Below are 15,491 nucleotides of genomic sequence, written 5' to 3' on the forward strand. Positions count from 1 at the left end.
ATGAAGGAAACCCTGCTCCAGGTCGACGGGATGAGCTGCCCGTCCTGCATCCGCCACATCGACAGCGCGCTCGGCCAGCTCGCGGGGGTCGAGAAGGTCGAGGTCAAGTTGCGCGAGGGCACCGTCCTCGTGCGTCACGATGCGTCCTCCGCACCGCTCCCGGCCCTCGTCGATGCGTTGCGCGACGCCGGCTACGAGTCGCGCCCCCACGCCGCCTGAAGCGGTCCCTCGCACCGGGCGCTCTCGGACCTCGCGCCGCGAGCTCCGGCGCCCTGCTTTTTGGAGGTCGTCATGATCGTGCTCGTTCATCGAGGCGGCGGCGCCGCTCGACCGGGACGCGTTGTTGCGTGGTCCGTACGTGGCCGCGGCCTGAAACGACGAGGGAGTGTAATGGCGGGCCGCGGTCTGCGTCGGCTCGGCCGTACGATCTTGTGCACCCATTTCCCCGGTGAAAGGCCATGAACCAACATGGTCACTGTCCCTTCCTGCCGCCGCAGTTCGTCACACGCCTGCCAGGCCGAGAGCTGCAAGAGCCGGTCGTAGAGCGGCAGGTTGGGGCAACAGATCGACCGGAAAGAGCAGCATTCACCCGCCTGGATCGAGCGCAATCAATGCTTCGTGTGTCCCGGTGTCGCTCCGTGGGCGGACCCCACCTCGAGCATTGTCATCATGCCCGCTTCGGCGTGCTCCAGGATGTGGCAGTGGAGCATCCAGCTCCCTTCGTCCACAGGAACGACGCCGACATCCACCGTCTCGCGTGGGTGAACCAGGACGGTATCGCGGAAGAACGGTTCATCCACCGCACGACCGTTCCGGGTGAGCACACGGAAGAACATCCCGTGCAGGTGGATCGGGTGCAGTCGAGCCGAGTGGTTGGCGAACCGGAGATGATTGAATTGGCCCTGCACGAGCGGAATGCCGGTGTGGCCCGTGGCGCTCTCGTGGCCCTGGAACGCCACGCCGTTGATGGTCCATTCGATCCCGAAGGGCCCGCCCCGCCGCGCATCGAGCGCGAGCTCGGCATGCACGGGCACCTCGCTCCCCGCCGTCCACGCGGGGACGGTCCTGCGCGTCGGCGGCTCGAAACGGGGGGTCTCTACGGGATCGCCAGCGACACGAATCTCGGCGAGGCGTCGCGGGCGGGACCGCAGGAACCGATCCTCGATGGATATCGCGGCGCCCGCAGAACCGGCCATCAAATCCACGTCAATCCGGTTGCCGGGCGCGAGCTCGAAGCCACTCGCGTCGAACGGTGTCCGCACGTACAGGCCGTCCACGGCGACGATTTTCGCCGCGAGCCCGCCGAAATCGGGGGCGAACACGCGCCCGTTCGCCACGTTCACGATCCGCAGACGGATCCGTTCTCCAGGCCGGAGGGCGAGCACCTCGTTCGTCCGGCCATTGACCGTGACGTGATTCCCCCAGCGCCCGTCGTGCGCGAGGTCGTGGCGCGTATTGAAGGCCGGCACGATTTGCCCATCCTGCCCGAGGAGCCAGTCGTCGACGACCCAGACGACATCGCGGCTGTAGGCGGGGGGCGCCGGGTCCTCCACGATGAGCACACCAAAAAGCCCTCGCTCGACCTGCTCGCTGCTGCGGATGTGCGGGTGGAACCAGAACGTCCCCGCGTCCTTGGGGGTGAATTCGTAGACGAACGATTCCCCGGGTTTGATGGCGGGGCGGCTCTGCGTCGGGACGCCATCCATGTCGTTGGGCACGCGCACGCCGTGCCAGTGGATCGTCGTGGGCTGTGGCAGGCGATTCGTGAATCGGACACGCACCGTCTCGCCGAGACGGACGCGCAGCTCCGGGCCGGGCACCTGACCATTGTAGGCCCACACGCGCAGGGGTTTGCCGTCGAGGAGGGGCAATTCGACCTCCGCGGCGGTGATGTCGAAGCTGCGGACGATACCGTTCGGGTTCGATGCCGTCGGATACGCCTCGACAAACTCCGCGAGGAGCCGCTGCTCGAGCAGCGGCTCTTGCTTCGTCGCGCACGAAGGCAGGAGCGAGAGGAGCACAGCAAGGGCTGCCCGCGTGATTGCCTCGTGCTTCATCCGCAGGACCCTTCGCCGCAGCTCATCTGCGCGCCGTGCTTGTGCGCGGCCGTCGCGGTTGCCGCGGGGGTGGGCGCGGGCTTCTCGGCAGGCGGAGGCGGGGTCGCGGTCACCGGCGAGGGGGCGGGGGGCGCGGGGGCTTCCTTCGCGGCGGGCGGCGCCGTGGTCGCGCGAGGTGTGGCGACAGGCGGGGCTGCCGCGGCGGCCTTCGGCGGAGCCTCGGGGGGCGGGGCTGCCGCGCTCGTGGCGACCGGGAGGGGGCCGCCCGTGGGCGCGATCGGCGCAGCCTTGGCCGGGCCCGGGCTCGCGGCGGGAACCTCGGCGACAGGCTTCACCTCCGCGTCGATCGTCGGCGCGGGAGACGTCGTGCAGCCTGCGATCATCACCCCCGCCCCGAGGGCGGCCAGCGTCTCGTAGATACTCTTCGCGTTCATGCAACGCTCCTTCCTGCGATTTGCGTTGAATCGGCCGAACTTCGCGTCCGGTGCAGGGGCTTACGCCGCCGCTCCCCCGAGGGCGGCCGCGCGGTCACGTCCGAGTCAGCCTCAAGGCGTGACGACGTAGTCAGCGATCATCCCGCCTTCCATGTGCTCGCCAACGTGGCAATGCACGAGCCAGGTGCCGGGGTTGTCTTCCATGAATTCGAACGTCGTGTACATCCCCGGGCCGAGCTGCACGTTGTCCGTGAGCTGGCCGCTCCCGTCGAGCCAGCGGTGGCCGTGGATGTGCCAGGTGTGGAACTCGTTGCCGATGCTCACGACCCGAAAGCGTTGGAGCTCGCCGACCTTGCCTTTGAAAGCCGGGATCGCGTCCTCATAGCCCTTGCCGTTGATCGTGTGCATGTACTGGTGACCGCCGTGATAGACGCCCGCGTCTGGGAATTCGCCCGTCTCGGGATCGGCGACGCCGGGGAGCGAGTCGTATTCGCCTTGATCGAAGTCGGCGAGCACGACGACGTGCTCGTTCGCTTTGGCCTCCCCCGGCGGGTGCACGATGAGGGCGCCGAAGATACCGCGCTTCGTCCCTTCGGCCTCGTCGCCGTGATCGTGATACGGGAAGGTCCCTGCATACACGGCGTCCCATTCGATGGTCTTCGTCTCGCCAGGCGCGACGACCGAATTGTGAGTCCCGTCGTTGGTGTAGGTGAACTTCACGACATGGGTATGGACCGAGTGCGGTTTCGCGGCGTTGTTGGTTACGCGGAGGACGACGTGATCCCCCGCGTCGACCTCGATCGGCGGGCCCGGGATGACGCCATTGTAGGCGATCGCGTTGTAAATTGCCCCCGGCCCGACCTCCCACTGGGTCTCGTCGATCGTGAGCTCGAATTCGCGGGTGACGCCCGTCGGCGGATAAGGCGCGAGGGGGTCACGCGCGGCCGTTTTCTGGCCTTCCTCGCTGGAGCAACCGGCCATGACGAGGAAGGCCCCGAAGAGCACGAATCGATGGTTTTTCATGGCGTACCGCACTTCTCGTTGGAGTCGGACGACGTCTCGGCGCCCTTGATGCAGCGCGCTTTGTAGCAGTACGTTCCCGGCGGGATTGCCGACGTGTCGTGTTGCGACGTCGCCGCGCCGACGAGCGTGTACGCCTTGGCATACGCGCCGCCGTCCTTGTTCCGGTCGAGCTCGATCTTCTCGCAATCCGGCGTCACGTTTTCCCACTCCACGTGCAAGGCGCCCTGCATCGGGGCCACGGACTTCATGATCGGGGCCTGCGGCGGGCCCGAAGAGCCGCCGCCTGCGCCGCCCCCACCGCCTGCGCCACCTGCGCCTCCAGTCCCGCCCGCGCCGCCCGTGCCGCCTCCCGCGCCGCCGTGGCCCCCGTCGTGACCGGCGGCGCCCGAGCCGTCTCCCTCGTGGCCCCCGCAGCCGACCCAGACCAACGAAAGACCAAGCAAAAGGACAAGCGAACGCACTGTCATGATGGACCGACCTCCTCGAAAACGTTTCCTCAGGGACGCAGCACCGCAGCACGGTTCGTGCCAGGCGTATGCTTCTCGTTTTCCCCGGCGATCGTGCGCTCTCGGGGGAGGCGAGTGACCGAACCGGTCACCGGTTCGTGACCCGTACGGACACGAGCCATCCCTCCGTCGATAGGGGTTCACCCCAGCCGGATCGGCCGCACGTGAATGGGGGCATCCACATCCCCGCGCCCGTACGGCTCGACGTAGATCAAACGTCGCAACGAATGCGATCCACCTCGTCGTCTGCCGGGAAGGTGACAACGCACAGTGATGGCACACCGAGCGCGCGTGCGGTGATTTCTGCCCCGAAGACGTTCGGCTGATGTTCAGGTACGTACCGCGGGATCCCGCTCTTCCGGTGCAGCGGCATGACTCGAACCCGCTGCCCGCAGCCGCACGCACAGAGATGACCCTTCGCGTTCTCCTCTTCCACCCACGCTGCTACGGTGAACCGTCGAGCAAGCCGCAAGCGCCCTTCGACCCGAAGATCATCGACCCGCGTCGAGGGGTCCGTGTTCACGGGTGGAGGGCGCTCGCGGCGTTTCTCGACAGCCTGCTGTCACTTCGCTTCGGCCGTGTCGACCCGGAACGTGGTGATGGCCGAGCTATCGTTCGTCGTGCGGAACTGGATCCGGACGGTCTGGCCGCCGTATCCCGCGAGCGAGAGGCTCTTCTGCACGTAGGCCCCGGCCGTCCCCTTGTTCAGGTTGCTGTAGGTCGCGAGGGTCTTCAGCAGGGTGCCGGAAGTGTTCCGGAGCTCGACGAAGAGCTGGTCGTATTGCGTCGTCGTCGTGCTCTCGGCCGAGGTCACGTTCAGAGAAAACGTGAGCGTCGGCGAGGCGCCCGCGGGGATCGTGATCTGCTGGTACATCGAGCCCGAAACGCTGACGGCATTGCCAAAATACGGATACCCGGTGCCCGAATGGGGGTAACTGCCGTTGTTGACGTAGAGCGCGCCCGTGCCGCTCAGCACCCAGGGGCTCACGCTTCCCTCGAACGTGCCGTTCGTGAGCAGGTTCGTCCCGCTCCCACCCCCGCCGCCGCTCGCGGGGCATTCGCCGACGCCGACGGCGCACCAGGCCGTCTGTGTCGAGGTGGTTTGCGCGCTCGACGCGCCGAAGAGCGCGCTCGCCGCGCTCAGGGTGGCCTGGCGGGCGCCCGCGAAGTTCGTGCTCGCGGTCATGTAATCGGCGAGGGCCTTGTACCAGATCTTGCCCGCGTCATCCGCGCCGATGCCCGTGACCCTCACGCCGCTCAGGTGGTGCGTCCCGCCCTTCGCGAGCAGGTAGAACGCGTGGTTCGGGATGCCCGAGTTGATGTGGACGCCGCCGTTGTCCTCGGTGCCCGTGTACCGCTCGCTGTAATGGTCGGGATCGTCGTTCGACGTGTAGCCATTGTTGTTCGCATTGTGGGGGTTGTCCAGATAGCGGAGCGCGTCGCCCGTGGTGCCCGGGGTGTAGCAATCCTCGCCGATCTTCCAGGTATCGGCGCTCTCGCCGTAGACGTATCGCTCGACGAGCGCGCCGAACACGTCCGACCACGATTCGTTCAGCGCGCCGGATTCGTTCTCGTACGTGAGGTTCGCCTCGAACTCGGTCACGCCGTGGGCCATTTCGTGCCCGGCGATGTCGAGCGAGACGAGCGGCGCGAACGTCGTGCCGTCGCCGTCGCCGTACGTCATCTGGCTGCCGTCCCAGAATGCGTTGTTGTAGGACGTGCTGTACCGGACGATGGAGCTGATGAGCCCGGCGCCGCCGTTTACCGCCGCGTACGCCACGGGGCCGCCCGCGCCGTCGATGCCATCGCGGCCGTGGACGGTCTTGTAATAGTCGTAGACCATCGACGCGCCGAAATGGGCGTCGACCACGACCCGCTGATCGGTGCCGTTCCAGAGGTCGTCCGTGTCCGAGACGTGATACACGGTGCTCGTGCCATTGGCGTAGTTGAACGTGCCGACCTTGCGGGTGAGATCCTCGGGGTAATACTTGCCGCTCGCGCTGCTCGTGCCGATGGTCACCGTGCCGCTGTAGAGGGACGTGCCCTGCGCGGTCTGGAGGTTATCGTAGCGGTGGATCTCCTTGCCGCTGTGCGCGTCGATGAAAAGGACGGGCATCGCGGTGTCGTGCGTGCTGTCGATGCGGCGGAGTTTCACGCGATAGGCGAGGTGATCCTCCCCGTCGTGGCGCATCACGAGCAGAGAGACCTCGGGCGCCGCGGTCAGGCACGATTCGCAGACGTATCGATCGAGCGCCGCGCGGATCGCCTGCTTTTCGGTGAGCGTGGGCGAAACCGAGAGATCACGGCGAATGCGCTTCACGAATCCATCCGTGACGTCGCTCAGGTTGCCGTTGCGATCGAGGTGCACGATCGCCTCGCCCTCGAAGACGGGCAAACCCTTGAACTTCTGCTGAATTCGCGTGTGGGCGAGCGAGAGCTCGTCGATGCGCACGCGCTTCACCTCGATGTCGTCCTCGTTATCCAGGCCGAGCGTCTCGAGATTCACCACGACGTGCGCGCGGCTGATCGCCTCGGCCAGCGTGTGTTGAGCGGCGTCGCCGGCCGGCGTGAAGATCGGCCTCGATCCCTGCGCTGCGGCCTCCTCCATGCTCCCTTCGGGAAGGTTCTCCTCCGGCATCTCGGAGACCGCGCAACCGGCGGTCAGCACGAGCGAAAGGCCTCCCAGGGTTTTTCCGAAACGACGAGCGCCAAGCATGGAATTCAGGTGCTTCTTCGACATGACCTTCTTCCGCGAACAGATGAGGTTTTCCGTAAGCCGAAAGTATGGAGAAGCGATGCAATGGGAATTCCAACCCTCTCCCTGCCAGGCGCCAAGCGGCTGGCGACTCCGCGCCAGGGGAGTTTCGCTTCCAGTGAACGAAGAAACTTTCAGCTATCTGCGAACGTAGGATGCACGAGAGCGATGACGCGTGGCGACATCAACAAGGAGTGCTTTCCACGTTGTCGCGGGTCGTTGTAAGATTTTCGATCGCACATCCGGAGCGTACCGTGAACAAGCGATCCATCACCTGTCTGCTATTCCTTCTTGCATCTCTCGCGGCATGCGGGGGCGAACCGAATCCTTCTCCCGGTGCGGGCGGCACCGGGGGGACCGGCGGCGCCGGCGGAATGGGCGCCGGCGGAATGGGCGCCACCGGAGGGATGGGCGGCGCGGGCGGAACGGGCGGTGTTGGCGGCGGCGGAATGGGCGGGGCCGGGGGCGCCGGCGGCACGGGCGGCGGCGGGGGAATGGGCGGCGGCGGAAACGAGGCGCGCGTGGTCGTCGGCGTGATCAATGCGCCGAACGAGCTTTTCCTGCAGGCGGCCTCGATTCACGTGGTGGCGAAGGTGGACGGCGCGGTGGTCCACGACGCGTTGTGGGGCACGGGCGTGCCGGCGCCGATCCAGCTTCCCCAGGAGATCCCCATCGAGGGGCTCGCGGACGACGCGCTCGTGGAGGTCTCGCTGGAGACCGATGTCGACGGCAAAGGAGACGTGAGACAGCGCCTCGCCAGCACCCGCGCCCGCGCGGGCAAGACGCCCCTGCTTCGCGTCACGATGAGCGGCGATGCTTGCGGCGAGGGTTGTGGCCCGGGGCTCACGTGCAACTGGGGTCGCTGCCTGGATCCTTATCTCGCGCCCGAGGTGCTCGAAGCATACACGTCCGACTGGGCGAAATATAGCTGGTGCAAGCCAAAGGAGCCGGGCGCGCCGACCGTGACGCTCGGGCAGGGCAACGTGATCTGGAGCCCGCTCGCGGATCAGGACACGCTCCAGGTCTGGGCCGGCGATCAAGGGGGGCACCACATTTTCGCGTCGCTCCGCACGCTTGGATTGAAGCAGACCGCGGTCGTCAAGCTCACGGCGACGCTGGTCGACTCGGGCGAGGTCATCGGGCCGTCGCAATCGGTGCGCGTGTTTCCGGACAGGCCGGCGCAGGGGTTTTGTGAAGCGAAGGGGATCCTCTTCCGGATCGATTCGCAGCTCGACATCGGGGTGCTGGTGAATCAGCAGGTGAACCTGAAAGCCGAGATCTCCGACGCCGATGGAACGGCCGTCACGGAGCAGAGAACGGTGGTGATTGGTTCGCCCTGACGAATGGACGGGGATGGCCTTTCCAGCGGAGAATCGGAGGACTTGGGGATGAAGCGTAGCAAGCTTGCGATTTGGGCAGCCGTCGGGCTCGTGCTCTCGGCGTGCGGCGACGGGGGCACAGGGACCCCGTCGGGAACGGGCGGATCCGCCGGGACAGGCGGAATGGGCGGCGTCGGGGGCACGGGCGGCGCCGGCGGGACGGGGGGCGTCGGCGGTCAAGGCGGCACCGGCGGTCAGGGCGGCGCTGGAGGCGTGGGCGGCGTCGGAGGAATGGGCGGCGCCGGAGGAATCGGCGGCGAAGGCGGTGAAGGCGGCGCCGGTGGAATGGGCGGCGCGGGCGGCGGGGGCTCGATGGGCCTGCATTTCGTCGTCGACGGCTCGTATCCCGCGGCTGTGGGAGCGGGCAATACCGCCCTTCGTACGGCCGACATGGACGGCGACGGCAAGCTCGATCTCGTCGTGACGAACACGAGCGGCGGCTTCATCGGCGTTTTGCGAGGCAACGGGGACGGGACGTTCCAGGAGATCCATCGAGCCCAGTTCGAATCGATCACCGTGAACGTCGCGGTCGCCGACATGAACGGCGACGGCAAACCAGACGTCGTCGCGACGAACAGTTTCTTCGGGACCCCGATCGGCGTCTTCGTCGCCCTGAACCAGGGAGACGGCTCGCTCATGGCGCCGCAGCAATACGCGACGGGCAGCACCACGCCCGGCGCGTTCGCTCCCACCGACATCGACGCGGACGGCGACATCGATATCGTGGTCTCCCGCGGGTCGGGCGGCATCGACGTGCTCACGAACGCCGGAGACGGCAAGCTCACGCTCGCGGCGACGTATAGCACCTCGGGCGGCACCCACAACATCTTCGCTGTCGCCGCGGGCGACGTGGACGGTGATGGATTCGTCGACGTCGTGGCGACGAGCTCGTCGACGTCGAACGTGTCCTGGCTCTGGAAAGGGACGGGCGGCGGCGCGCTCGCGACGGGCGTGACGCTGCCGTCGCAGCGATCCGAGTCGATCGTGCTCGTGGACCTCACCGGTGACGGAAAGCTCGACGTCGTCGTGGGCCCGCGGCAAGCGTTCACCACCGGTTATGGCGTCCTCGTGAACAACGGTAATGGCACGTTCGCGCCGATGGTGAAATACGCGAACGAGGCGGACGCCGAGATCGAGGAGATCAAGGACGTCGACGGCGACGGCCAGCCCGACGTGCTGCTCGCGCACCGCTTTGGCGGGGCCTATGTCCTGAAAAACACCGGCGGCGGGGCGCTCTCCGATCCGATCGCGCTCGACGCGGGGCGAAACCCGAAGGCGCTCGCCGCGGGCGACGTCGACGGCGACGGGGACACGGACATCGTCTCCGGCAACGACGGCCCCGGGATCTCGGTCGTTCGGGGCGACGGAATGGGCAGCTTCCTCGCGCCGCTCGGCGTGCCGTACGGCGTCGGCGCCCGTCAATCGGTGGCCGCCGATTTCGACGGCGACGGGCACAAGGACATCGTGTTCAGCCATGTCGCGGCCGTGAATACGATACTACGGGGAAAGGCCGGCGGCGGGTTCGAACCGGCGGGCTCGAACGACGTCCTCGAGGCGCCGATCGGGCTCTTCGCGTTCCCGGCAGACGAGAATCCGAGCCTGGACCTCGTCGCCGCGTTGCCGGGCGGGAATGACGAGGGCTACGTGGTACAGACATTCCCGAACACGGGCGGCCTTTCTTTCGGCCCGTCGATTCCTTCTTATCCTGGGTTCTTCGGCGCCGGGAGCACGGACGTCGGCGACACGGACGGCGACGGCGATCTCGATATCCTCGTGGTGGCCGATACGAACAACGGCGGCATCTCGCTCCGGAACAACGGCGATGGCACGTTCTCGGACGCGGAATACCTTTTTACCGACGCCGTGGCGATCGCCGATTTCAACGAAGATGGGAAGCTCGACTTTGCTGGCGCGGGCGAATTCGTGGTCTTCTTCCAGCCCGGCAACGGAGACGGGACGTTCGCGAATGCGCCGGAATACCTGCTCGTCGACGACATCATCGGCCACATGGCGGCGGGCGACGTGAACGGCGACGGGCACGCGGACTTCGTGGCGACGCACGCGCAAGGGGACGGAGTCGTGCTGATGCTCGGCGTCGGCGACGGCACGTTCATCGGGACGACCTTCATGCTGGGCCTCGGGATCGCGCACAACCCGGTGCTCGAGGATCTCGACGAGGACGGAGACGAGGATCTCGTCGTCCTCGCGGGCGGACGGGTGAACGTGCTCCTCTGGGAGGGCGATTTCTTCACGGCCGGGCCGACGATCGGCGAGATCTCGCGCCCGACGTCCGTCTCGGCGTCGGACGTGACGGGGGACGGCCGGCCCGACCTGCTCGTCACGTCGAATACGACGAACTCGCTCGTGGTCCTTCGGAACACGAACTGAATTTCCTTCCCACCAGGCCGGGGAGCTTTGCTAGGATCGTCCCGGCCGATGTCCGAGAAGTCCGAAAAGCTCCCCTTCCTCGCCTACCACACCAGCACCGGACAGCCGCCCGAGCTCGTCCCCGGGCCCATCCAGCGCGAATGGATGAACGACACGCGGGACGCGTTCGCGAACCGGTGCCTGCCGCTGCTCATCGCGAACCAGGCCGGCTGGCTCGTCCTCTCGCCGCACACGGTGCGGGCCATCTGGGACGGGACGGGCTCCTTGAAGAGCGTGTGCATCGAGAACCTCGAGGGCCCGGAGCCGTACCTGGCCATGAGTCATTTCGGGCACGGCATCCTCACGTTCACCATTCCGTTCCTGTTCCGCACGCCGCCCGGATACAACCTGCTCGTCCGGGGCCCGGCGAACATGCCGAAGGACGGCGCGTATCCGCTCGACGGGATCGTCGAGACGGACTGGACCACGGCGACGTTCACGATGAACTGGCAGCTCACGCGGGCGCAGTACCCGGTGACGTGGAAGCGTGGCGAGCCGATCGCGATGATCGTGCCGATGCGCCGCGGCGAGCTGGAATCATTCGAGCCGGAGCTGCGCGGGCTCTACGACGATCCGGAGGTCGCGAAGGCATACCTCGAATGGCGGAACAGCCGGTCGCAATTCATCAAGGAGCTGCCGATCGAGGGCTCGAGCGCGAACCAGGCGGCGTGGCAAAAAGACTACGTGCACGGCCGCGCGCCGGACGGGACGGTGGCGAAGGAGCATCAGCGCAAGCTCGCGCTGAAGCAGTGGAAGAAGGGGAAGAAGCCGTGATCAAGCGGCTCGCCGACGCGATCGTGCACGGCTTCGGGTTCAGCGCGGGCAAGGCGCTGTTCGACGAGGCGGTGGAGAAGGTCGAGGAAGCGACGCGGGAGCCGACGGCAAAGGAGCGCGAGGCGGCGGCGAAGGAGGCGCAAAAGCGCGCCGCCGCCGAGGAGAAGGCGCGTTTGGCCGCGGCAAAGCAGGCCGAGAAGGATCGGAAGAAGGCCGCGGCGGAGATCGACGCGGAGCTCGCGGCGCTGAAGAAGAAGATCGGGAAGACGTAGGGGGCGGGGTAGGGGGGAAGGTAGAGGGGGAATCGACCGTCACCCGCCGGTGGTCTCGCTCTCGTTGCCCTCGTCGTCTCCCTCTTCGCCCGTGCTCGTGTCGGCGGTGGCGAGGGCCGATTTGGTGCGGACCTCGTCGAAGAAGAGGTCCTGCGTGGCGCGGTCCTTGGGGAACTCGGCCTCGACGCGGCTCATGATCTCGACGTACTTGTGGATGAACTTGTCCTTGGCTGCGTTCCGCGCGGCGCGCATGTTCCGCGCATGCTGGCCAGCGTTCTTGCGAGCGATGAGGGCGTTGTCGTAGTGCTCGCGGTGCTGGGCGATGGCCTCCTTCTCGGCGCTGGCGTCGGGCCAGAGGGCCTGTGCGGCGGCGAGTCGGCCTTCGAGATCGACCATGGCCTGGACCTGGGAGGCGCCGACGAGGCGGGTGATCGGCGCGGAGCCCTCGGGGAAGGCGATTGCTGCGATGCGGCCGCCGCGTTTTCCGTCGGCCATTTCGGCTTTTTGCTGGGTGACGCGGATGCGACGGTCGGAGACATAGTTTTCGTATTTCACGTCGACGCGCGTCGGTAGGATGTCCCGTACCGCTTGCTCATAGACGGCCTGGGCTGCGTGAAGCTCGGCGGCGGCGGCGGTCATTTCCAGCCCGAGCGCGAGGAGCGTGGCCTGGTTCGTGAACTTGCCGAGCATCCTCGCGGCGTACGCCGCCAGGTCTCCGCACTTGGAGACCGGGGTGTTCATGGTGGGGGCTTGCATTGAAATGATCCTTCGAAGGTGATGCACGCTACCGAGACCTTCGCGCGCGTGTCAAGCAGATCGTGAGCACGGAGTGCGACCGGGGGCGCGCGCGTGCAAATCGATCGGGAGCCGTTTCATGGGGGGTGTCGCGGCGATGCAAGAGCGTAGGGCGGATCCACATCGAGCGCCTCGCGCGGGTGCAACAGGGGATGGAACGGATGAATGGGCGCCCTCGCGTGCGTGCAACGGGGCGCAGGGCGAGCACTTCACAGTGCTTGCGTGCACGCAAGAGGCTTCGTGTCGCGTGATGGCGAGGCCTTGCACCGGTGCAAGGCACGCCTCGTGATGTGTGGGGGGGCTCTTGCGTCGGTGCAAGACGGTCCTCGGGAAGTGGGAGCCTCGATTTGCACCGGTACAAGGCACGCCGCGCAACGTCGATCGGCCTCTTCGCGCCCCCGCAAGCGAGCTTGACAACGTTTCCCGGCCCGGCTCTTTTGATTGCATGGGAAGGGGTGCGATATCGGTGCGGGGCGTTGCGTGGGTGGGCCGCCTCTTGTTGGTGGTCATGATCGCGCTTTGGGGCGGCTGCTTTGCCGGGCCGCCTCTCGGATATGACGAGGGGCTAGCTGCCCCGCGCCCGAGGACATGCAGCATCCGTCCCCGCTTGTGCTCTCCGCGGGTATGACGTCCCCCGAGGGTCGCATCGGAGATGATGCTTCGGAGTTGTCGGTTCGGGGCTTCCGACCGGGATCGAAGGGGCGGTACCATCCGCGCGGGAGGTCGCATGCGCGATCGTATCCTCGCCTCGTGCTCGTCGTTGCTCCTTGTCGTCTCGTGCGTGCCGGCGATCGCTCGCGCGGAGATCCGCGTCTGCGTCAAGCCGCCGGACGTCGCATCGAACGTGAACGAATGGGCCTATTCGCCGGGGGCGAAGGCCCTGTGGACCACGAGCCGCGCGAAGTTCACGCTGAAGAGCCAGGGGCTCACGACCTACGTATTCGACCCCTACGCGCCGCCAGCGAGCGCGAGACGCCTACCGATCCCGCACAACAAGCTGACCTGCCCCGCGCCGCCGCCGCGCCCGAAGCCGGCACCGGCGAAGGATGCGTCCAAGGACACGGCCAAGGAGAGCAAGGCGGGAGCTGCCACGTCCACCGAGGCCTCGGAGCCGCAGAAGCCGCCGTCGGCGAAGGACGAGCAAGGGGAAGTCGTGCCGCCGGGCGTGAAGAAGATGCCGGAGCATCCGCCGGACAAGCCTCGGCCCTCGCCGCCTCCGCCCGAGGGCGTGCTGTCGAACGAGCCGCTGTTGCCGTCGACGTCGACCTTGCCGAAGAAGGACGAGGTGCATCCGCCGAAGTGCGTGGACGAGCATTGCACGCTCGTGGATCGGGGCGGCGCGCTGCCGGAGCGCGTGTTTCGACCCGGGGCGCCGCTCTCCAGTGTGGCGTCTTGCGAGCAGACGAAGGAGGGCTGCCAGGCGCGGAAGGAGAAGACGCGGGCCGGGGCGATCCTGGAGCAGGTGGTGATCGCGGGGGCGATCTTCAACCTGCAAATGAACGAGGATCTCTATCGGCCCGACGGAAAGGAATACGGGATCGTCGGCGGGATGAACGCCGACGGGCCAAACGACCCGAGGCTCCAGGCGGCGGCCGCGGCCGTGATGTTCTCGCCGGTGGCGATGGCGCTCGGCAACAAGTTCATGAAGGCGACGTCGGAAGCCTTGAAGCGCGGGGAGAAGGTCGTCATCAAGAACGTGAGTGAGCTATCGGAGGATGCGGCCAAGTACCTGGCGGAGGAGTTTGGAGAGGAGCTGACGCAGGCGCTCGCGAAGGAGGAGGTGATCGGGCCGTATCGCGTGATGCAACACTTCACGGCGAAGCATGGACGGAAGTGGCAAGCTCACCACATCTACGAGACGGCGAGGATGGAGAAAATCGGCCTCGACCCCCTGGATGGGCCGTCGGTGATCCTCTCGAGCGAGGAGCACAGTATGTTTACGGCCAGTCTGCGCGATGCTACGAAAGGCATTGCCTACCAAGATCTCCCGAAGCTCTGGACGGCATACCAGGGGGTCTACAGATTGAAACCGCATTGGCTGAAGGCAATTGAGCATTATCTCCTGGATTGATCCAAACAGAAGCTTGCAGGACATAGCCAATGAAAACCAAGATTCTGTTGCACTTCGATAGCAACGATGTCCCGGGTGGGGAGCAGACCGTCCTTTCGCCCTCGGGCTGCGGGTCCGACGTGGCGGAGGTACAAGAATGGCCGATCCGGAGACAAGTCGTCGAGGTCCGACTGGACGCGAACGACCCCCGCCTGCCCCTCCTGCAAAAGCTCCTACTCGCCTACAAGGTCGAATGGTTCGAGGACCGGTGGGACGAGTACACGGACGAGGAGTTCGAGGCCGCACCCCTCATCATTGCGATCGGCACCTGGGAGATCTTCGTCCTCGGAGGCCCTCGGTTCGGCACGGACTACGACATCTCGACGGCGTGCCCGGTGTGTGGCGCAGGGATCCGTCAAACCTCGGCGTACGTGCTCGATGGCACAAGCCAGGATAGCATGCCGAAGCTCGGGCAGTTTCGCGCCGTGGGCAGCGAAGGCGAAATCCTGGTCGACGAGCGGCTCGCCGAGACGCTGGAGAGCGCCGGTCTCTCGGGGCTCTCCTTTCGTAGTGTGTACGCAAGGCAGAAGGACATGCGGCAGACCAAGCTGCCATGGAGGCAGATGTGGGCGTCGCACACGTTGCCCCCGATGTCCTCACGCTCGACGGGCGTCGAACGCGGCAAGGTGTGCAAGGCCTGCGGACGCAGCAAGTTCAACTTCTCCCTCAAGGAACCCTTGCGCCTCGTGTACCACGCCCGGGACCTCGTCGGAGCGCAAGACGTCAACCGGATGTGGGAGCGTTTCGGTATCGCGCGGTGGAACGGCGACCTGAAGACAGCCGTGCTCTCGCAACCCGATTTCCTCGTCACCCCCAAGGTTTGGCGCATCTTCCGCGACGCAGGCGTGACCGGATTCAAGTGGCTGCCCATCCGCGTCGTCGAAGACGAGTGACGGGGCGGCAGCGCAGGGACGGTCTTGGAGCGCGATGGTCTCCCGTGTGACGAGCGCCCTGTGCAT

13 protein-coding genes are annotated in these 15,491 nt (G+C 66.6%); 7 read left to right on the plus strand and 6 right to left on the minus strand.

Translation table 11 applies throughout. The annotated features are described in order from the left end of the window. Nucleotides 1–219 carry a heavy-metal-associated domain-containing protein gene (locus KEG38_RS26800; RefSeq protein ID WP_272422760.1) on the plus strand — a complete coding sequence of 73 codons (219 nt, stop codon included), beginning with the start codon at nt 1–3 and terminating at the stop codon, nt 217–219. A 389-nt stretch (nt 220–608) separates the two neighbouring features. On the opposite strand, the gene KEG38_RS26805 is transcribed toward KEG38_RS26800, so the two are convergent. From KEG38_RS26805 to KEG38_RS26825, 5 genes are all read right to left on the minus strand, one after another. Further along, complete coding sequence (locus KEG38_RS26805; protein ID WP_272422761.1) at nt 609–2,057, minus strand: multicopper oxidase family protein; 1,449 nt, start codon at nt 2,055–2,057, stop codon at nt 609–611. Beyond that, on the minus strand, nt 2,054–2,491 hold the full coding sequence (locus KEG38_RS26810; protein ID WP_272422762.1) for a hypothetical protein: 438 nt from the start codon (nt 2,489–2,491) through the stop codon (nt 2,054–2,056). The genes KEG38_RS26805 and KEG38_RS26810 overlap by 4 nt, the downstream gene beginning before the upstream one ends. A 111-nt stretch (nt 2,492–2,602) precedes the next feature. Continuing rightward, nucleotides 2,603–3,514, minus strand: coding sequence for a multicopper oxidase domain-containing protein (locus tag KEG38_RS26815; RefSeq protein ID WP_272422763.1), 912 nt, complete (start codon nt 3,512–3,514; stop codon nt 2,603–2,605). Next, nucleotides 3,511–3,981 (minus strand): hypothetical protein, encoded by a 471-nt coding sequence (locus KEG38_RS26820; RefSeq protein WP_272422764.1) that lies wholly within the window; start codon nt 3,979–3,981, stop codon nt 3,511–3,513. The genes KEG38_RS26815 and KEG38_RS26820 overlap by 4 nt, the downstream gene beginning before the upstream one ends. Before the next feature lie 601 nt (nt 3,982–4,582). Further along, a complete protein-coding gene (locus tag KEG38_RS26825) occupies nt 4,583–6,760 on the minus strand; it encodes a M4 family metallopeptidase (protein WP_272422765.1) in 2,178 nt (725 codons plus the stop codon). Between the two features lie 269 nt (nt 6,761–7,029). Between KEG38_RS26825 and KEG38_RS26830 the strand changes: the two genes are divergently transcribed. From KEG38_RS26830 to KEG38_RS26845, 4 genes are read left to right on the plus strand one after another with little or no spacing between them, the layout of a single operon-like run. Then, nucleotides 7,030–8,115 (plus strand): hypothetical protein, encoded by a 1,086-nt coding sequence (locus KEG38_RS26830; protein WP_272422766.1) that lies wholly within the window; start codon nt 7,030–7,032, stop codon nt 8,113–8,115. Nucleotides 8,116–8,163: 48 nt separating this feature from the next. Beyond that, the gene (locus tag KEG38_RS26835; protein ID WP_272422767.1) at nt 8,164–10,542 is read left to right on the plus strand and encodes an FG-GAP repeat domain-containing protein; all 2,379 of its coding nucleotides are present in this window, start codon (nt 8,164–8,166) and stop codon (nt 10,540–10,542) included. 48 nt (nt 10,543–10,590) lie between these two features. Continuing rightward, complete coding sequence (locus KEG38_RS26840; RefSeq protein ID WP_272422768.1) at nt 10,591–11,355, plus strand: DUF6065 family protein; 765 nt, start codon at nt 10,591–10,593, stop codon at nt 11,353–11,355. Next, the gene (locus KEG38_RS26845; RefSeq protein ID WP_272422770.1) at nt 11,352–11,627 is read left to right on the plus strand and encodes a hypothetical protein; all 276 of its coding nucleotides are present in this window, start codon (nt 11,352–11,354) and stop codon (nt 11,625–11,627) included. Before KEG38_RS26840 ends, KEG38_RS26845 begins: the two co-directional genes overlap by 4 nt. A 39-nt stretch (nt 11,628–11,666) precedes the next feature. On the opposite strand, the gene KEG38_RS26850 is transcribed toward KEG38_RS26845, so the two are convergent. After that, the gene (locus KEG38_RS26850; protein WP_272422771.1) at nt 11,667–12,383 is read right to left on the minus strand and encodes a hypothetical protein; all 717 of its coding nucleotides are present in this window, start codon (nt 12,381–12,383) and stop codon (nt 11,667–11,669) included. A 766-nt stretch (nt 12,384–13,149) separates the two neighbouring features. On the opposite strand from KEG38_RS26850, the gene KEG38_RS26855 reads away from it, so the two are divergent. Together KEG38_RS26855 and KEG38_RS26860 are read left to right on the plus strand one after the other, a co-directional pair. Beyond that, nucleotides 13,150–14,493: a hypothetical protein gene (locus tag KEG38_RS26855; RefSeq protein WP_272422772.1), complete on the plus strand. Its 1,344-nt coding sequence runs from the start codon at nt 13,150–13,152 to the stop codon at nt 14,491–14,493. 29 nt (nt 14,494–14,522) lie between these two features. After that, nucleotides 14,523–15,425, plus strand: a complete 903-nt coding sequence (locus KEG38_RS26860; RefSeq protein WP_272422773.1) for a hypothetical protein — start codon at nt 14,523–14,525, stop codon at nt 15,423–15,425. Nucleotides 15,426–15,491 lie beyond the last annotated feature (66 nt).

The organism is Polyangium jinanense (assembly GCF_028435265.1).
GTDB classification, from domain to species: domain Bacteria; phylum Myxococcota_A; class Polyangia; order Polyangiales; family Polyangiaceae; genus Polyangium; species Polyangium jinanense.